Origin of the sequence: Exiguobacterium sp. E4787 (genome assembly GCF_018618375.1) — a bacterium.
Taxonomy (GTDB): Bacteria; Bacillota; Bacilli; order Exiguobacteriales; family Exiguobacteriaceae; genus Exiguobacterium; species Exiguobacterium chiriqhucha.
On sequence record NZ_JACSLY010000001.1, the window covers coordinates 207,259 to 226,631 of the forward strand.

At 50.2% G+C, this 19,373-nt stretch carries 17 protein-coding genes and 2 tRNA genes; 1 reads left to right on the forward strand and 18 read right to left on the reverse strand.

Features of this window, described 5'->3' with window-relative positions; all coding sequences use genetic code 11:
- Positions 1-32: 32 nt before the first annotated feature.
- The 17 genes from KNP80_RS01140 to KNP80_RS01220 form a co-directional block, all read right to left on the reverse strand.
- Positions 33-989: an L-lactate dehydrogenase gene (locus KNP80_RS01140; protein ID WP_021065732.1), complete on the reverse strand. Its 957-nt coding sequence runs from the start codon at positions 987-989 to the stop codon at positions 33-35.
- A gap of 169 nt (positions 990-1,158) precedes the next feature.
- A complete protein-coding gene (locus KNP80_RS01145; protein WP_353047957.1) occupies positions 1,159-1,899 on the reverse strand; it encodes a DUF92 domain-containing protein in 741 nt (246 codons plus the stop codon).
- Between the two features lie 8 nt (positions 1,900-1,907).
- On the reverse strand, positions 1,908-2,462 hold the full coding sequence (locus tag KNP80_RS01150) for a 5-formyltetrahydrofolate cyclo-ligase (RefSeq protein WP_029595249.1): 555 nt from the start codon (positions 2,460-2,462) through the stop codon (positions 1,908-1,910).
- Positions 2,463-2,516: 54 nt separating this feature from the next.
- Entirely contained in the window at positions 2,517-2,681 is a 165-nt protein-coding gene (gene rpmG / locus KNP80_RS01155; RefSeq protein ID WP_255313299.1) for a 50S ribosomal protein L33, read from the reverse strand.
- 84 nt (positions 2,682-2,765) lie between these two features.
- The gene (locus KNP80_RS01160) at positions 2,766-4,967 is read right to left on the reverse strand and encodes a 1,4-alpha-glucan branching protein domain-containing protein (RefSeq protein ID WP_214833413.1); all 2,202 of its coding nucleotides are present in this window, start codon (positions 4,965-4,967) and stop codon (positions 2,766-2,768) included.
- A gap of 14 nt (positions 4,968-4,981) precedes the next feature.
- Complete coding sequence (locus KNP80_RS01165) at positions 4,982-5,752, reverse strand: DUF4912 domain-containing protein (protein ID WP_029595247.1); 771 nt, start codon at positions 5,750-5,752, stop codon at positions 4,982-4,984.
- A gap of 117 nt (positions 5,753-5,869) precedes the next feature.
- Positions 5,870-6,532 (reverse strand): phosphate signaling complex protein PhoU, encoded by a 663-nt coding sequence (phoU, locus tag KNP80_RS01170; RefSeq protein ID WP_021065727.1) that lies wholly within the window; start codon positions 6,530-6,532, stop codon positions 5,870-5,872.
- 15 nt (positions 6,533-6,547) lie between these two features.
- On the reverse strand, positions 6,548-7,309 hold the full coding sequence (gene pstB, locus KNP80_RS01175; RefSeq protein ID WP_052013661.1) for a phosphate ABC transporter ATP-binding protein PstB: 762 nt from the start codon (positions 7,307-7,309) through the stop codon (positions 6,548-6,550).
- Between the two features lie 103 nt (positions 7,310-7,412).
- Positions 7,413-8,324 carry a phosphate ABC transporter permease PstA gene (pstA, locus tag KNP80_RS01180; protein WP_214717374.1) on the reverse strand — a complete coding sequence of 304 codons (912 nt, stop codon included), beginning with the start codon at positions 8,322-8,324 and terminating at the stop codon, positions 7,413-7,415.
- Between the two features lies 1 nt (position 8,325).
- Positions 8,326-9,270, reverse strand: a complete 945-nt coding sequence (pstC, locus tag KNP80_RS01185) for a phosphate ABC transporter permease subunit PstC (protein WP_214717376.1) — start codon at positions 9,268-9,270, stop codon at positions 8,326-8,328.
- 83 nt (positions 9,271-9,353) lie between these two features.
- A complete protein-coding gene (locus KNP80_RS01190) occupies positions 9,354-10,289 on the reverse strand; it encodes a PstS family phosphate ABC transporter substrate-binding protein (protein ID WP_029595243.1) in 936 nt (311 codons plus the stop codon).
- Between the two features lie 153 nt (positions 10,290-10,442).
- Positions 10,443-12,500, reverse strand: coding sequence for a peptidoglycan D,D-transpeptidase FtsI family protein (locus KNP80_RS01195; protein ID WP_198662263.1), 2,058 nt, complete (start codon positions 12,498-12,500; stop codon positions 10,443-10,445).
- A gap of 166 nt (positions 12,501-12,666) precedes the next feature.
- Positions 12,667-13,275, reverse strand: a complete 609-nt coding sequence (locus KNP80_RS01200; protein ID WP_021065721.1) for a superoxide dismutase — start codon at positions 13,273-13,275, stop codon at positions 12,667-12,669.
- Positions 13,276-13,359: 84 nt separating this feature from the next.
- Positions 13,360-14,829 carry an alpha-amylase gene (locus KNP80_RS01205; protein ID WP_021065720.1) on the reverse strand — a complete coding sequence of 490 codons (1,470 nt, stop codon included), beginning with the start codon at positions 14,827-14,829 and terminating at the stop codon, positions 13,360-13,362.
- A 125-nt stretch (positions 14,830-14,954) separates the two neighbouring features.
- Positions 14,955-15,028, reverse strand: a tRNA-Ile gene (locus tag KNP80_RS01210).
- A 5-nt stretch (positions 15,029-15,033) separates the two neighbouring features.
- Positions 15,034-15,110: transfer RNA gene (locus KNP80_RS01215), tRNA-Met, on the reverse strand.
- Positions 15,111-15,218: 108 nt separating this feature from the next.
- A complete protein-coding gene (locus KNP80_RS01220; RefSeq protein ID WP_214714620.1) occupies positions 15,219-16,862 on the reverse strand; it encodes a Na/Pi cotransporter family protein in 1,644 nt (547 codons plus the stop codon).
- 180 nt (positions 16,863-17,042) lie between these two features.
- Here KNP80_RS01220 and KNP80_RS01225 point away from each other — a divergent pair, with 180 nt between their 5' ends.
- The gene (locus KNP80_RS01225; RefSeq protein WP_251128648.1) at positions 17,043-17,489 is read left to right on the forward strand and encodes a hypothetical protein; all 447 of its coding nucleotides are present in this window, start codon (positions 17,043-17,045) and stop codon (positions 17,487-17,489) included.
- Positions 17,490-17,532: 43 nt separating this feature from the next.
- On the opposite strand, the gene KNP80_RS01230 is transcribed toward KNP80_RS01225, so the two are convergent.
- A complete protein-coding gene (locus tag KNP80_RS01230; RefSeq protein WP_214831858.1) occupies positions 17,533-19,218 on the reverse strand; it encodes a methyl-accepting chemotaxis protein in 1,686 nt (561 codons plus the stop codon).
- Positions 19,219-19,373: the final 155 nt, after the last annotated feature.

Consider the following 19,373-nt stretch of genomic DNA (forward strand, 5'->3'; position numbering starts at 1 on the left):
AACTACGGTCATGACAGAACGAGTAATCGTTTTTATAAGACAGGCTGCATCGTTTTCAATAACACTTCTGCCGAATGATGCATCTTTTGTTTTTCTTCGTCTGACAACTCGATTTCCACGACTTGACGGACTCCTTGGCGGTTGATGATGGCCGGTACACCGATATGGATATCGTTCAAGCCGTATTCACCATCTAAATGTGCGCCGACCGTCAACAACGTGTTCTCGTTACGGAGCACGGCCTTGACGAGACGGAGCAAACCGAGGCCGATGGCGTAGTACGTCGCGCCTTTGCGCTCGATGATGTGGTACGCCGCGTCCCGAACGTTGACGTAGATGTCTTCGAGGTCTTCCCATGTATACTCGTCGTTCTCTTCAAGCAACTGCTCGACCGACTTCCCGTAGATGCGGGCGTTGCTCCAGGCCGCGAATTCCGTGTCTCCGTGCTCACCCATGATGTAGGCGTGGCAGTTGCGTGGATCGACGTTGAAATAGTCACCGAGCATGTACCGGAGACGTGACGTATCGAGTACCGTTCCTGATCCGAACACGCGGTGCTTCGGTAAACCTGAGTATTTCCAAGCCAAATGTGTCATGATGTCGACCGGGTTCGAGGCGATGATGATGATGCCGTCGAATCCAGATGCCATGATGTCCCCAATCATCGATTTCATGATTTTGGCGTTCTTCTCGACGAGGTCGAGGCGAGTTTCACCCGGTTTTTGTGGTGCACCGGCAGTGATGACGACGATATCTGCTGCACCACAGTCCGTATAGTCCCCTGCCCAGACGCGCATCGGTGAAGAAGCGAACGAGACGCCGTGGTTCAAGTCCATCGCTTCGCCTTCCGCCTTCGATTTGTTGATGTCGATAATGACGAGTTCCTCACAAAGACTTGCTGTCGTCAATTGGTACGCAAAGCTGGCACCGACCGCTCCGGCACCGACGAGCGCGACGCGTGTTACTTTTGCATGATTTAATGTTTCCATATTGATTCTCCACCCTTCGAACAATCTGTTTCATGTTTTTGTTATGTCTGTTACATAAAGATTGTAACATCATTCACAAACACTCACTACTAAGGAAACCGTTTTCACTTTGGCGATATTGTGACGAAATTCACATTCGTTTGAAACATCTACATTTTCTGTACTACCCTCATCGTAACAAGAGGAAACTAATCGTCGCGGCCGCGGCGATCGACAAAAAGTTGACGGCGTCATTGCCGAGAAAACGCCAGCCCGACACATAAGCCGCCGGCTCACGATGATGCATTTTCTTCTCGGTCAACTTGCCGCACACACGGCATCGGTATTTCCGTTGCACCGTGGCCCCTAACAACGTGTCGACGACGCTGCCGCTCAATCCAAGGGCGATCAAGACGAGCGCGAACGTCACATCGATCTCGATAAATGGAAGCAAGGCGAGGATGATGACCGTTGCCCCGACAATCGACATGACCGTACCGAACACGGACACCCCACCACTCGTTCCCGGTTCGACTTCACGGAACGTCCGAATCGAGCGCGGTTTCTGCTTGGCGAGGACGCCGAACTCAGATCCCCACGTATCACTCGTCGCCGCGGCAATCGAGGCGACATAGGCGAATAACCAGGCGTCGTTTGGCGCAAGAATCATTCCAAGCGCCGTCACCATGCCGACACCCCCATTGGCGAGCACCTGCACGAAATCACGGGGACCCGATTTCTCAACAATCTCATCGACAGGCGCCTTGTCCCGGGCACGATATTTCGAGGCGAGCGACGATGTCGAGAAGAAGACACCGAGTAAATAGAGCCCGAACCAACCGAAACCGTAGCCGATGACCGTCCCAGTCACGACCGTTAAGACGGCACCGGAGCGGGTCAACGAGCGCAATCGATAGCCGGCAAAGGCCACCAAACAAGTTACAACGAAGATGGCGAACATAAAATCGTTTCCCTTTCCGTCACGATGAATTCGACAGGAATGTCGTGTGGCTCAATCGGGATCTCATCGAGCAGTTGAACGTCATAGGCCAACGCGATGGTCGTCCCATTGTACGTGGCGAGGTAGCGATCATAATAGCCGCCTCCCCATCCGATTCGATAGCCGGACCGGTCAAACACGCGGCCGGGGACGATACATACGTCAATCGAGCGCATCGTCGCTTCAGTCGTCGGCTCCAATATATTCATGACGCCCGGCTCGAGGTCTTCTAGCGAATGAATCTCATGGAACGTGAGTCCCTGTTTCGTAACTTTCGGCACAAACACTGATTTTCCTGCCTTCCATGCTAAGCGGATGAGCGGCAACGTATCAATCTCTAAATCGAGGGCGAGCGTGACAGCCACCGTGTCCGCCTCTTGCCACGCCTTCAGTTCGGTCAATGTATGTATGATGACGCGGTCCCGGTCCGACCGATCGTCGAGTTCACGGATTTGACGATGTACGTCTTGCCGAAGTTGTTTCTTTTCAATCACTTCAATTCCCCCTTGTTCAAAAAAAGGCCGCCACATGAGTGACGGCCAGTCTCATTATTTCACTTCGCGGTAAAGCGTGTGACGACGGAGACGTGGGTTGTATTTGCGCAATTCGAGGCGCTCTGGGTTGTTACGTTTGTTTTTCTTCGTGATGTACGTGCGATCGCCTGTTTCTGTGCAAGCTAGTGTGATTTTAACGCGCATTTCTTTCACTCCCATCTTACTAATGTTGTATCAAGTGCTTTTGCTTTACAGTCTAAGCATACTCAATTATCCTACCAATTTTTATTTGAAAAAGCAAGGTTATTTCGTGTTCTTTTTCAAACGTTTTTGCCCGTATGGCGAAGCATCGAGCGGCAGGCAGGTTTTTACGTTATCACCAATCGCATAGCGCATTCCGACTTCCTCAGTCGATAGTTGTTCGCAGATGTACACCGTGTCGGCTTCAGCGAGGACGCTGTTCTCGATTCGGTGAATCGCATCGAACAGACCGCCGTGTCCGTGCGGATTGCGGGTCGTTTCAAAGGACAACATAGTTGAGTATAACGGAACTTGTAGTGCTTTCGCAAGCGAACGTGCCGCAGGAATCGTCATCCAATCAAATTGATGGATTGCTTTGAACGGAACTTTGGCCACGAGCTCATGCGCAAGTTTGACGTATGCCACGTTTTGGGCCGCGACTTGGTTCATCACGTGCTCCAAGAACGGGCTCGTCAGACGGACGCGGTACACGTGGACGTGGTTGTGACGTTCATACTCCGGTAACCCTTCCTTGAACGGGGTCAAGACGTACACCGTCTCGCCTTCCGCCGCCCGGGCTTCGACCTCGTCGATGACACGGCGTCCGAGATCACCGACGACGTTGCCTGTATATTCTGGCGTCAAGACGAGAATCGCCTCGCCTTCACTGCCACGTTCCTCAGTCACGTAATAGTCGTGCGGAGACAGGAACGTGTCAATGTCAATGTCCACATCATCAAGGAACGGATACGCGCGATAATGGTCGGCGAGCAGTTCATCCGATAACTTGTCTTGATACAGGGCGGTCTCGAGCTCAGCGAACAGGCGTGTGTGCTCGCGGAAGCGTTCGGCTGCATATTGGGCCGTCGTCTGTCCGTCGAGGATGAAGGCCCAGTCACTCGATACGGCGAGGACGTAATGTCGCACGAGTTGAATGAGCGCCCGATCGACGAGCGGTGAAGCGTGACGATAATCGGCCACGTCTTTGACGAGCTGTGTCTCCATCATGTGCAAGTGACGGAGCATCCACTCGTTGCGCTCGTTGATCCACACATCACCATAGCCTTTGCGTCCCCACGTGTTCATCGAGACGTGGACCGTCTCGAGGTCTTGGAAGTGGCGCTCGAGGAACAGCGCTGGCGTAATCGTCTCAATCCCGAACTCTTCGAGCCGCTCGGCGACCTTTCCGAGGAATTCAGGTCCTTCAAACCACCAATGACCGAACAGCTCGGCGTCAAACGGTGCCGTCACGAGGAACGGCGGGAACATTTGTCCACCGTGGGCCTCGAGATGCCCTTCGAGCGTCTGTGCGAAATCAAGGGCGTGGTTGTCGATTTGATGTTCGGCCCAGGCACGGACATAATAGTCTTTCTCATCCGTGTCGCCGGTGATGCGGTGCATCTTCAAGCCTGTATCAAAACGAATGCCTTCCGGGTGCATGAACTTTTCGATATACGTCCAGTCACGATCATAGGCGAGGTCACGATAAAACTCGCGATAGTCAGGATGGCCCGGATACCCGATCATCGAGCTCCAAATTTTCCCGGAGATGATTTGGTCACGCGGGAACAAAGCGACGCCATGCGGCGAGTAGACCGGTGCCCCGATGCCTTTGTCCGGCGTCGGATCGGCATCGAGCAAGGCGTGCTCATCGACGAACGTATAGCGGACACCTTCTTCATACAAGATGCGGTCGACACCCGGGGTATAGGCACACTCCGGTAACCAGATTCCGGTCGGGCGGAACCCGTAATGACGCTCGAAACAGTTCAAGCCGGTACGGATTTCCGCGCGAGCGGCCTGTTCCGTGAACAAATGAGGGTTGAAGCCGTGTGTCGCCGTACACGTGACCATATCGATGAACCCTTGCTCACGATATGTACGGAACGCATGGTTCAAGTTTTTTTCCCAATGCAGGAACGTGTTTTTCAAATCGATGTAGCGCTGACGATAAAAGTGAAGCGTCTCGATTTCTGGTTCGCTCCGCTCTTCAGCGAGTTCGATGCCAATCAATTCGAGCATCTCATCCAAATGTTCCACGTAACGGTCTTGGACGAGCGGATCGGCGAGCATCTCGACGACGGGCGGTGAAATGCTGACCGTCCAATGGAGCGGCTTTTGCAGACGCTCGACTTGCCAAAGAATCGGAATATATGTCTCGGAGATGGCTTCATACACCCATCTCTCTTCTAAGCGATGTTTCTCTTCATGTCGCACGTACGGAAGGTGGGCATGAAGGACGAGTGAAAAATAACCTGGTTTCATCAAATAAATCCTCCTCAGCGCACGAATCGGTATGCAGAATATTTAGGTAGCGTGTCGAGCAGTTCAGGAGACTCGACTTCCCCGTATTGCCAACGTCGAACCGGTTCGGCGAAACGACCATGGCCGGCCGGCTCCGCCCGTGGCGTGTCGATCGGTGAAGTTGCGAGCAACGGAAGGAACTCCCCTTCCATCGTCCGAATCCCAAACTCGAACACGTACGTCGTGTTCGGATCGAGCGGTCGAACGAACCAGCTGTTCGTCATCTCCGGCAATTCGAACGTATACGACCGGTTCGCATGTCCGCTCGCGTAATCGAGCAATGTCACGTCGAGGATCCGGAACGCCTTCGGCAAATCTTCCCACGGACGCATGAACTGCATCGACAACGTCTCTTTGACGCTGTCCGACACTTCCCAGAAGACGTAGACCGCGTTCGGCGATTGAACGACCGCATGCATCACATCTTGATCGTAGCGGTCTGGGAGCTTCCAGAATCCGTCTGGACCTTTATCTAACAGCGGTGATTGGACTGGCAGCTCATGTTGCAGCGTCGAAGCGACCTGCGTCCCAGATGAGGCGGGTACTTGCTTCGATTTCGGTGTCATTGCTTTCTTCCCTTCGGTCTTTCTTTTTGGAGCGGCGGCTACCGGCTTGGCTGGTTCACCGTGTTGGGAACGCCATTTGCGCCAAGCGTACTGGACTTTCCCGATTGGCATGTCTAATTGTTCTGCAATCTGTTTTAACGTTAGTCCTTGTTGTTTCAAGGAAACGATTTTCTCTTCCATCTATTGTGGCTCCCTTCCTAAAAAAAATCCATGTGTTCTACTATTCGCCTCCAACCCGTGAATTCCTGCACAAAAAAAAGTAAAGAACAACTGGTCTGTTGTTCTTTACCACTCTTCTTACTGGTTTAAATCATAATGTTTCCCTTTTTCGAGGAAAATGAGGTGTTCCCCGAAATTTGTCACGTGATCGCCCATGCGTTCTAAATAGCGTGCGATGTTCGAAAACTCATAGACATCGTTCGTCCCGACAGCCATCGTCGGCACAGATCCCATGTATTGTTTGATGACCTGCAAGTTCAAGTCATCGATGACTTTGTCCATCTCGTTCAAGTCACGCACCCGGCTGACCTCGCCTTTACGATAAGCACGAGTCGCCAGCTCGAGCATGTCAATCAATTGCTCGGCCATCTGTTTGAGCGGCTTGATATCTAACACGTACGGGACGTGCTCGATGCGCGCAACGGCTTTGGCGATGTTTGTCGCATAGTCCGCGATGCGTTCAAGGTCTGTCGCCGACTTCATCGTCACGATCAAGCGACGAAGGTCGGTCGCGACCGGTTGTTGTTTCGCAATCAACAGAATCGCCTCGTCATTGATTTCGAGCTCGAGGTCATCGAGTTCGTTATCGTTGTCGATGACCGTCTGAGCGAGTACGAGGTCATGTTTTTCAAGCACTTCGATAGCCGTAGCCGTTTGACGCATCGTCAAATTCGCCAAGCGAACGACCTTGTCTTCTAATTCGTTTAACTTCGTATCAAAAAATGTGCGATTTTGTGCCATGATTGTCTCCCCTTCTTAACCGAACCGGCCAGAAATGTAATCTTCAGTCCTTTTGTCCGTTGGATTCGAGAAGATTTTATCGGTCGCATCGAACTCAACGACTTCTCCGTTCAAGAAGAACGCCGTCTTATCCGATACACGAGCTGCTTGCTGCATGTTGTGCGTGACAATGATAATCGAGTACTGCTCTTTCAACTCTTGGACGAGCTCTTCGACTTTTAATGTCGAGATCGGGTCGAGCGCTGACGTCGGCTCATCCATGAGGATAACGTCCGGTTCGATGGCGAGTGTGCGGGCAATGCAGAGACGTTGCTGCTGTCCACCCGAGAGGCCATAGGCGTTCTCGTTCAAGCGATCTTTCACTTCATCCCAAATCGCGGCGCCGCGAAGCGAGCGCTCGACGATTTCATCGAGTACTTTTTTGTTTTTGATGCCGTGTGTACGTGGCCCGTACGCCACGTTGTCATACACCGATTTCGGGAACGGGTTCGGCTGTTGGAACACCATGCCGACCGACGTGCGAAGATCTTCGACTTTATAATCGCGGTCAAAGATGTTGCGACCATGATACAAGATTTCACCGTTCGTACGGACAGACGGCACGAGCTCTACCATCCGATTCAACGTCTTGATGAACGTCGACTTCCCGCAACCCGACGGACCGATGATGGCCGTCACTTCGTTTTTCTTGATGTCGAGGTTGACGTCGATCAACGCTTGATCGTCGCCATACCATAAATTCAAGTTGTTCACGACATAGGCACTTTCTTTTTGCATCACCGTTTCGTTCGGTTGAGTCGTCGTTGTATTCACTTCATGATCTCCTTTGAGTTCTTTTTGTTTCATCATCTCGAGAGTCCTCCTCGTTTACTGCTATGACTTAATGTCGGTTCGTGTACTTGTTACGGATATAGATGGCAGCCGAGTTCATGATGATCAACATCGTCATCAATACAATGATTCCGGCAGCGGCTAAGTTTTGGAATTCGGCTTGCGGACGGCTCGTCCAGTTGTAGATTTGAATCGGGAGCGCTGTGAAATCAGAGAACACATTGCTCGGCGTCGTCGAAATGAACGTCGCCGCTCCGACCATGATCAATGGGGCTGTTTCCCCGATTGCTCGCGATATGGCCAAGATGATTCCCGTGATAATCCCTGGAATCGCCGATGGCAAGACGACGTTGAACGTCGTCTGCCACTTCGAGGCTCCGAGTGCGAGCGACGCGTGGCGCAATTCCATCTTGACGGAACGGAGCGCTTCTTGTGACGCGACGATAACAATCGGTAAACTCATCAGCCCAAGCGTCAAGGCACCGGCCATAATCGAGTTGCCGAGTTCCATTACACGCACAAAAATCGTCAACCCGAGCAATCCGAAAACGATTGACGGAACACCAGCCAAGTTCGAAATATTCACTTCGATAAATGACGTGACACGGTTTTTTGGCGCGTACTCTTCAAGATAAATCGCGGCACCAACACCGACGATAAATACCATCGGCACGATGAGGAACATCAACCATAACGTCCCGATCAAGGCTGGATAGAGACCGGCCTGTTCCGGACGACGGGATGGGAAGTTGCGGAGGAAGTCCAAGTTCACCCAGCCGCCACCTTTAGAGACGACGTCATAAATCAACGTCGATAATACGAGCAGGGCAAAGACGAGTCCTGCTAAAAAGACGTACTTAAAGATTTCATTTAATTGGAGACGACGTTTAATCCGTTGTGAAACGGAATCACGGTCCATCAAGTTCTTCGTATTCTTGAACTCACTGTTCGGCAATGCCATATTAGTACTCCTCTCTGAAGCGGCGCGTCACCCAGTTCGCGAATAAGTTCATCACGAGCGTAAAGATGAACAACAATGCGCCGACCGCATAGATGCTATAGTATTCGATTGTTCCGTAGCCTGCATCACCTTTGGCGATTTGGACGATATAAGCCGTCATCGTTTGAATCGCGTTCAGCGGGTTGAACTCGAAGTTCGGTTGTGACCCACCCGCGATTGTTACGATCATCGTCTCACCGACGGCACGGCTCATCCCAAGGACGATTGAGGCGATAATCCCTGACAGCGCGGCCGGCATGACGACTTTGATGGCAACTTCCAAACGTGTTGCGCCAAGGCCGAGCGCACCTTCACGAATCTTTTTCGGAACGGCGCTCATCGCGTCTTCCGAAATCGATGCAATCATTGGGATAATCATAATCCCGACGACAATCCCCGGACTAAGCGCGTTATAAATCTTTAATCCAGGAATGATCGCTTGCAAGATTGGTGTGACGAACGACAAGGCGAAAAATCCAAAGACAATCGTCGGTACACCGGCGAGTACTTCAAGAATCGGCTTCAAAATCGTGCGAGCACGTTCAGACGCATATTCGCTCAAATAAATCGCTGACGCCAAACCAAGCGGTACAGCAACAATCATGGCAATGACCGTAATCTGGAGCGTTCCCATGACGAGGGCCCAGACGCCGAAACGTTGATCGGCACTAAGCGGATACCATTCCGTCGAGCCTAAAAACTCGGCGACCGGTACGCGCTCAAAAAACTTGAACAGTTCGAAACCGAGTGTGAACGCGATGCCGACCGTCGTGACGACTGAAACGAATGCGCTCAAGAATAATAAGAACGGCATGACTTTATCAAACACGTTCGTCGTACTGTATTTCTTTTTCTTATTGGTTTCAATCATCTCTCGAATTGAGAACCCTTTGTTTGGTTGATTCATCTCGTGTATCGCTCCCTACCTCTTCATACTAGAAAGCACGGCGAGAAGGCGAGAGCGACTCTCACCTTCTGCCTTCTGCGCTATTATTCGCCAGCAATCTCGTCGATTACTTCAGCGTTCTCATCATATCGTGCTTGTTCCATTCCGACATACCCGACTTCTTCAGCAAGTACCGCCGCATTTTCATTCAAGAAGCGTGTGTAGTCGGCGACTTGTGGCTTGTCTTTCAATGACGCATTGTTCACGTATGTGTAAATCTCACGTGAGAGCGGGTAAGACAAATCGTTGATCGTATCAGTCGTCGGCTCGATGCCTTCGACGTTCAACGCGCGAAGCGTATCTTGGTTTTCAATATAGTATGCGTAACCGAAGAATCCGATTGCACCTTTCGTGCCGGCGACACCAGTCACGAGGACGTTGTCGTCTTCTGACAACTGTGCGTCTTCACGGATGTCCGTGTCTTCAAGGACCGCTTCGTTGAAGAAATCGAACGTACCTGAGTCTTTACCTGGTGAGAAGAATGAGATTTCTTCATCCGGCCAGTCTGAGCGAACGTCTTTCCATGTCTTCACATTTGTATCTGTCCACATCTTGTTAAGTTCTTCAATCGTGATATCTTGCGCCCAATCGTTCTCTGGGTTGACGACGAGCGAAAGACCATCGAGTGCGACAGCGAGTTGCGTGTACTCGACACCGTTCTTCTCGGCTTCAGCCGCTTCTTCTTCTTTGATTTCACGTGATGCGTTCGAGAAGTCCGTCTCGCCTGTTACGAAACGTTTGAATCCGCCACCCGTACCAGAGACACCGACCGTGACTTCAACGTCTGGCTGTTCAGCTGAATATTCTTCGGCTACGGCTTCCATGATCGGGAAGACTGTTGACGAACCGTCCATGACGACTTTACCTGAAAGTCCTTCACCGTCGGCTGCGCCGCCCTCTTCATTGTTCCCACACGCGGCACCGATAACGGCCACCGAAGTAATTGAAGCGACTAAAGCTGATTTTTTCATCCAAGACATTTCTGACGTCCTCCTTGAGTTTGCTTTGATTTATGTTGTGGCTTCGTTGTTCTGTCCTACAATTAACATCCTAATAAACTACTATTAACGAGAAATAAACGGAACGTAAAAGAATTGTAAAGACGAAAAAAAGAAGCCACCGAAGTGACTTCTTTATTGAATCTGTGCTTGGACGTCTTCTAAGTCAAAATACGCCTTCATGATGTCGTGCGCGACACGGGTGTTGATCCCTTCCGCCTCGAGGCCTGGCATGATGATGGCCCAAGCGATTTCCGGGTCATCATATGGAGCCCAGCCGACGTGGTTCGAGTTGAGTGTCTTAATCGGTTCACCGTTCGCGTTTCGCTTCGCTTGACCATCTGGCCCTTCCGCGATCGCTTGAGCGGTACCGGTCTTACCGGCCGCCGTGATTCCCGTCTGTTGCAGGATACGAGACGTTCCACTCTCGACCCCTTGCCGGAATCCTTGGCGCGCCCGTTGAAGAAATTCATCACGAATATCGACTTTATTGAGCGCGTTCGGTTGGAACGTGCTGACGACTTGCTTGTTCGCTTCGTCGAGCGAGCCAGGTTCGATGATTTCTTTCAAGAGATGCGGTTGAATCCGGTATCCGCCGTTCGCAAGCGTCGACGTATACTGCGCCAATTGAATCGGCGTGTATGAGATGAACTGACCAATCGACATATCCATGAGGAGCGTAACACGGTCCGGTACGCTACGGAATCCGATTGATTCATATGGGAGGTCGATCCCTGTCTCAATCCCGAGTCCGAACTGCTTATAGTAATGTTCCATCGTATTGAATGCCTCGGTCACGTTCTCTCCGACGATTTGGCCGGTCGAGTAGTAATCGGCGAGCCGCAGGGCAATTTGGAACATATAAATGTTCGATGATAACGCGAGGGCATCAAGGTCGTTGATGTTCCCCATGTTCCGGTACGACGACTTGAGTGACGAACCGATACGAATCGGCGTGTCATAAATATATTCACCCGGTTGGATGACTTCTTCTTCAAGTCCGAACGCGACCGTCGCTCCCTTGATTGTCGAGCCGATTTGACTCGCCCGCAGGACCGTCCCGGTCGAGACGTCTTTGAATTCGTTCGTTTCATAGTCGAGCTCTTGTCCCGAGAGGGCGAGCAATTCACCCGTTTGCGGGTTCATGACGACGGCGAAGGCACGGTCAAAGTGCGGGCTGCCCGAGCGGCCGGCTCGAATCGCTTTCTTCAAAATCTCATCGATTTCTTTTTGGAATTCGATGTCCGTCGACAAGATGATATCTTTCCCTGGGTTCCCGCTAACGCGAGTCGGTTCTCCGACCGGTTCCCCTTTATACGTCGTGAAGACGTCATAGGCCGGGGTCCCGCGTAGCACGTCCTCATACTGTTGTTCGAGATAAGACGTTCCGACCCGATCATTCAAGCCATACCCTTTCGCTTGATACGAAGCGCGCTGCTCGGCTGGGATTTGACGATAACTTCCGAGGAAGCTTTGGAACGTCTCACCGAACGGATAATCCCGCTGATAATACGGTTCGACACTGACGCCAGGGAGCAGTTCCAAGTTTTCTTCAATCAGTGCCATTTCTTTTGGAGACGCCCCGATTTTAATGACTTGTGGGTCGAGCGCATAGCCTGACTCCATGTTATGTTTGATAGCGATGATTTCTTCGGTCGCATCATCAAACGTGATTTCCGCGTCCGTGATGGAATCGAGCAACAACTGGTCGACGTCTTGGTTCGACAAGGCGGCCCGTTCTTCTTCCGATAAATCAGCCAACAGGTTTTGGACCCGTTCTTGCGAGCGCTCCGGATCGATGGCAATCCAATAATCCTTGCGGTCCCGCTCCGTCACTTTACGGTCCTTCTCCGGCACGTCGACGATTTCCGCGAGCTTGATGGCGACTTCGAGCCGCTCTTCCGTCTTCGTCACTTGCGACCGGCGATACATGACCGAGTAGTTCGAGATGGTGTCGGCGAGCACTTGGCCGTTGCGGTCATAGATTTTACCGCGCGGTACCTCGTACTTGATTTTGCTTGATTCGGTCTTCTGAACTTCACGGGCAATCAACTCACCGTTGACGATTTGGACGACGCCTAAACGGAAAATGAGTGTCGCGAATAAGATGAAGACGATAAAGAACAATAAGTTCAATCGCAACGGAAGGTGGTTGCGCCGTTTCTTCGGCACTTTCACACGGTTTCTGGCCAATTCAGTTGTCTCCTTTCTGATTCAATTCCTTCTATAAGTATAGGTAACGTATATGTCAGTGTTATTTCTATTTTTCGACTCGATTTTCACTATATCATAATTTGTTTACAAAATAATGAAATGTAGAAAAAATCCCGAGATTCAATCGAATCCCGGGACAGTGTAATTATTTTGCGTCTGCGTAGAGCTTCGCGACGTAATCCCAGTCGATGACATGGAAGAACGCTTGAATGTAATCCGGACGACGGTTTTGATAATTCAAGTAGTACGCATGCTCCCAAACATCGAGACCGAGGATTGGCTGAACGCCTTCCATGATCGGTGAATCTTGGTTTGGAGTCGATGTGACTTCGAGTTTGCCGTTTTTCACGACGAGCCAAGCCCAACCAGAGCCGAAGCGTGTTGTCGCTGCTTTCGTGAACTCCTCTTTGAACGCGTCGAAGCTGCCGAACGCTTCGTCGATTGCAGAAGCGAGTTCGCCCGTCGGAGCACCGTTCTCGTTCTTCTTCAACAATTTCCAGAAGAATGAGTGGTTCCAGTGACCGCCACCGTTGTTGCGGACCGCTGTTTGAATGTCAGCAGGAAGTGAATCGAGGTTTTGAAGCAACTCTTCGAGTGAAGAGTAGTTCACGTCTTTTCCTTCGAGTGCATTGTTTACGTTCGTGACGTAAGTGTTGTGGTGTTTCGTGTGGTGGATTTCCATCGTGCGTGCGTCAATGTGTGGTTCAAGTGCATCGTATGCGTAATCAAGTTGTGGTAATTCAAATTTAGCCATAACTAAAATCCCCCTTTAAATTGGTTTGAACAACGTTCGTTTTAAATGTAACAGATTTGTGACGGTCGACTCAATTGTAATGCTTCACTCGACGTCTTGTTCAGGTAACGCCCAAACCGAAATCGAACCTGCCGCTACTTTAAATACCCCATGTCCGTCTTCATCAATCTCAACGACCTCATCGACGGTCTGTGTCAAATCGACCCATTTCTCGCCGGCACGGTGCTCGCCGACGAACATCTGTTTCTCGGCTGCTTCACTGTTCGAGATGAGGACAGCACAACCCGAACGCTCGATCTCCTCGACACCTTGACGGACCCAACCGATGACGTGTTCGTCATCGAAGTAGTCGTCCTGTTGACCGTACGCTTTCTCCCGGCGTGCATAAAGGAGCGGATCGATTGCCACTTTCTTCCCATCGGCCGGGTGCGGTCCGTTGATGCCGTAGTAGTCCCCATAGAACACACAAGGGTACCCGTCTTGGCGAAGCAAGATTAAACCGTAGGCGATTTGTTTGAACCAATCTTCGACCCATGACTCGAGTGCTTCCGCCGGTTGTGAATCGTGGTTATCGACGAACGTCACTGAGTGGAGCGGGTGGGACTGGACGAGCGTATCGTCAAAGATCGTCCGCATATCGAACGATTCTCCTTCTGTCGAGGCACGCTGCAAGTTGTAATGGAGCGGCACGTCGAACAAATCGACGTGATAATCGATGTTGTCGAGGAACTCACGGCATGCATCGAGCTCTGACTTCCAGAACTCACCGACCAAGTAGAAGTTGTCGCCTTTTTCAGCTTTCATTTTCTGGCTGAACTCTTTAACGAAATCATAGTTGATGTGTTTGATGGCATCGAGTCGGAACCCGTCGCACTGCGTCTCTTCGATAAACCACTTGCCCCAGCTAAGAACTTCTTCACGGACTTCTGGGTGGTGATAATCGATATTGGCGAACATCAAATAGTCATAGACACCGAACTCGTCATCGACGTTGTCGTTCCATTTTTTGTTTTCACCGAGGATGAAGAAGATACCGCTATGGTCGTTCGCAGCGTCATAATCTGTACCGTTAAAGTGATGGAAGTTCCATTTGAAAGAGGAATGTTTGTCGTTTCGACCTTCGAAATCAAACTTGGTCCAGCCTTCAATTTCGAACGGCTCTTCTGACAGCACTTTCGTGCGATCTTCCGGGTCGACTTCGAGCACATCGAACTTCTCGGTCGCATCGGCCCCGGCTTTATGGTTTAAGACGACATCCATATAGACTTGCATTCCAAGTTCTTGGGCATGCTTCGTCGCCTCGAGTAATTCCTCTTTTGTTCCGTATTTGGTCGCGACCGTTCCTTTTTGGTCAAACTCCCCTAAATCATACAAATCGTACACGCCATATCCCGTATCCTCGTCGCTCTGTCCTTTCGTGACAGGGGGCAACCATAATGCGGTAATTCCGACTTCCTTCAATTCAGAAGCTCGTTCTTTCAATCGCTTCCAATGTTTCTGGTCAGCCGGGACGTGCCATTCAAAAAATTGCATCATCGTATGATTTCGTTCCATCTCGCTTCGCCTCATTTCATATTTTTCAAAAAACAAAATGCTAACGGATATTTACCCAGGACTTCAAGTTTGAAAACTAAAAATGAAAACAAAAAACAGCTTTCATCAGAAAGCTGTTCACAAAATGGACCCTGTAGGACTTGAACCTACGACCGGACGGTTATGAGCCGTCTGCTCTAACCAGCTGAGCTAAGGGTCCTTTATTGGTAGCGGCGGAGGGAGTCGAACCCACGACCTCACGGGTATGAACCGTACGCTCTAGCCAGCTGAGCTACACCGCCACGTTGTTATACAGTAATAATATACTGAATGAACGCGTCACTGTCAATCAAAAGTCACATTGAACCAAAAAGTCCCTCCGTCTCAAATGAGCCGGAAGGACCGTTGGATTAGACTGTTGCTTCGTTTCTATCTTCAAGCGTGATTTCTGTGATGTTCATGGCGTGGTCACCGATTCGCTCCAAGTTCGAGAGCATATCGACGAAGAACATTCCGGCTTGGCCGTCACACTCGCCTGTATTCAAGCGGACGACGTGATTTTTACGGAACTGACGCTCCAGCATATCGAGTTTCGCTTCCATCTCGATGACTTGACGCGCTTCGACCATGTCTCCGCTCGCCAACGTTTGAAGTGACTTCTCGAGCGTGGCCCGTGTCAAATCGTACATTTCCGTCAACTCTTTCTGAGCACCGGTCGATAGTGTGACACGTGTCGCCGTCTTATAATCGATCAATTCGATAATATTCTCGACGTGGTCACCGATTCGCTCGATATCGTTGATGGCATGCATGAGTGTCTTATGTTCTTGTGATTCTTGCTCCGTCAAATCAACGGCAGCGAGTTTCACGAGGTAATCTGTGATTTTTGAGTTAAGCGAGTTGAGCGCCTCTTCAATGTGCGCTGACTTCTCGGCATGTTTCTTATCGCCAGTCGTCATGTAGTTGCGCGCTTCATCAAGGCCAAGTTTTGCGAAGTCGCCCATGCGGATGACTTCAAACTTCGCTTGTTCGACGGCAATCGATGGTGACTGTTGGATGAAGATTGGATCCAAATGCTGTGCTTTCGTATCGACGATTGAATCTTCACCAGGAACCATTTTCGTTACGATCCAAGCAATCGTTCCGATGAACCAAAACTGGATGAACGTGTTGACGACGTTGAACGTCCCGTGGGCGAAGGCGATTTGCATCTTGTCTTCAATCGCTAAAACATCTGTGATCCAGTAAATATATTGTGTGAACGGGATCAACAAGATCATGAAGATCGTCGTCCCGACAATGTTAAAGATGACGTGGGCTGCTGCCGCACGACGGGCTGCTACCGAAGCACCGATTGAAGCGAGTACCGCTGTAATCGTTGTCCCGATGTTGTCTCCGAACAAGACCGGAAGTGCCGCGTCCAAGTCGATTGATCCACCGGCATACAACTCTTGCAAAATCCCGATCGTTGCTGATGACGATTGAACGATGACGGTAAACACCGTACCGACGACGACACCGAGGAACGGGTTGTCACTCATCGATTGCGTCAAGTCGATGAAGTATTCGCTCGAACGGAGCGGCTTCATGCCGCTTCCCATAAGTTCAAGACCGTAAAACAGCATCCCGAAACCGAAGAAGATTTGACCCAAATGTTGCAATTTCTCTTTTTTAAAGAAGAAAAGAAGAATCGCACCGATAGCGATAATCGGCAACGCGTAGGCGCCGACATCGAAACCGATGATGAACGCGGTCACTGTCGTCCCGATGTTCGCCCCCATGATGACCCCGATTGCTTGACGGAGCGTCATGAACCCGGCGCTGACAAGACCGACCGTGATGACAGTCGTACCTGACGATGACTGAATCAAGACTGTTACAATGATACCAGCTAGTACTCCGAGGAACGGATTCGATGTATACTTATCAAGGATGTCACGCAGGCGGTTACCTGCTGACTTTTGGAGGCCGTCTCCCATCGATTTGATACCGAAGAGGAAGATCCCTAATCCTCCAAAAAACATGAATAACATTTCTTGCAAATTGTATTCCACGATTTTTGTACTCCTTTTGATTGTGAATTAGTTGTGTTTGCTTGGTTTTTAATGCCCTACTCATTATGCCCGCATCACCCATTCGATGTAAACAGGTTTAATGTTAAGGTTTTATTAAACCACTGTATGATTTTTGTTTGTTTTTCTAGTTTTGTACTATAACAGATTGGAGTTCCATTTATGTTCAAGACAACGATTCAGTTTATCCGCCATAGCCTTTACCCGTCCAAGCAGGCGTTACGTCTCCGCTTGGCCCCACTCCACGCCTATATGATGGCGAGTTTAGTGTTGACGTTGACCGTCACGGCACTCGATTACATCGTGTTACAACCAAATTTCTTTTGGCCGATGTGGTTGTTCTTACATGCGTTTGCGATTTTCTTCTTCTATATGGGACTCGTCGCCCTCAGTGCCCTCCTCGTCCAACTCGTCACGAAATGGCGTACGAAAAAGATGTGGCCGTATCGCCAAGCTTGGCCGTATGCGGTCGCGATGTCGCTCATTCCGACAGTCAGTCTCGTCGTCCTGTATCACGTTTCGCCGTCCGCGTCGTGGTTCGGGATTCTTCTATTATTCATTTATGTAGTCGTTCCATTATCGCTAATCCCGATTAAACGAACATCATAAAACAAGGCCGGATGAACGCTTCTATGCGCTCGTCCGGCCTTGTTTATTGGAGTGGTGCCAAATCATGCAAGACGTCGTGAAGACGTTCGCTTTGATTGCCGAGATGGGTTCCTGCCATTTGTAAAGCTCGTTGTGTATCCGTCCATTCTTCGACACCGTCTTGTAAGTCATGCAGTTTTTGCTCGAGCATCATTCCGATTTCGGTCAATTGACCATTCGCTTCCGCCATTTCAAGCAACTGCTGTCCGGTCAGCGATGTCTGTTCCGTGATCGCTTGGAATTGGCTCATTTGTTTTGTGACCTCATGATCAATTTTCTCGATCCCCGCTTCGACATTACGCAATGCCGCCCCTAATGATTTAATGTCGGATTCGAAGCGTTCCATTTCCATGAACACTTCGCTTCGTTCTTGCCGAATGGCTTCAATCGTAGCCACAGCGGATAACGTCGATTCGTTCGTTATTTTCGCCAACTGTCCGACTTCGCTGGCGACAACGGCAAATCCTTTACCATGTTCACCGGCACGTGCTGCTTCAATCGAGGCGTTGAGCGCTAACATTTTCGTCGCAGCCGCGACAGAAAGGATTTTCTTTAGCGCATCATCCGCTCGCTCTGATGTCGCCTCGCTGTCTAATAATCGTTGCTGGACCGCTGCCGCTTTGATGGCAAACGATTCACTCGCTCCTTTGACGCTCGAGAACGATTCCATTTCTGACGCAATCGTTCGATTTAGTAACTCTGTCCGTTGATCGATTGCAGCGATATCTTTTTCGAATGAACGAACGTGGGCAGCGATATCGGTAAACCGATGGGTCGACTCGGTCGTGAACGACTGGTAAGACTGACTTGTCAGCGCGACCGTGGCCGCTACTTCCTTAAAGCCCACGATTTGCTGTTCATTCGCCTCCAGTTGTCTTCTGAACAGCGGCAAGCTTGATTCGAATGCTGTTGACGTCTCGGTCATCGTCACGAGCGAGCGCGTCCATAATCCAATTAACGTATTGTATGCCTGCTCTAGACTTCGCATTTCAATTGAGTTGGCGTCTAATGTGACTGCTGTGAATGAGCGCGTCGCCACCGACTCACGCAATCGTTCGGCAAACTGCGTCAACGGCTTGACCTCATGACGAATCATGACGGCAAACAAGCCAATCATGAACACGAGCATACTGATCAGGCCAACGAAGACGATTTCTCGTAGTGCCCACATCGAACCGAGTACCGACTGTTTCGTCACAACAATGATGTAATGAGCCTGAAGTTCAGGAATCGGCGTCGCAACGATAAACTCATCATGTTGATCACTGACACTCACGTCTTCCACTAAAATCTCATCTAGGCGATTGCTAAACCGGTCTTCAACTTTTTTCCCGCTCAATTTTTCGATATTATCATTGGTCACCAAATACTGACTCGCTTCGAGTCCGTCTGCAGCTAGGATCGAAGCCTGTTGCATATACGTCGACTTTAAAGAACGGGTTAACATCTTTTCGTTCGCGACATACGCCCCATACGTCGTCTTGATTGTCTCCCGCATCACAGTCGCTTCTCGATGCAACCGTTTTTCGATTTCGTCGGTCATCAACTGTTCGGCTTTCATGGCGAACCAACCGAATACAATTGAAAATGATATGAGCATGATTGGCATCAACGTCCAAGTCAACCGACTTGCCATCGTCCACTCGTTTCGACGCTTCATCCTCTTCAATCGTTTAAATCGCTTCAACATCCTTCATTCCACCTCTTCACACGTCATTTCATTGAATATATCGGTCTTCAGACGGTGGAAAATTATGAAGCATCTGTTAAGATAACGTTAGCGTTTCGTAAGAGCACACCGATCAAGCGCTTGCTGGGTGCTTTTTCACAAACATTTCGTTATGA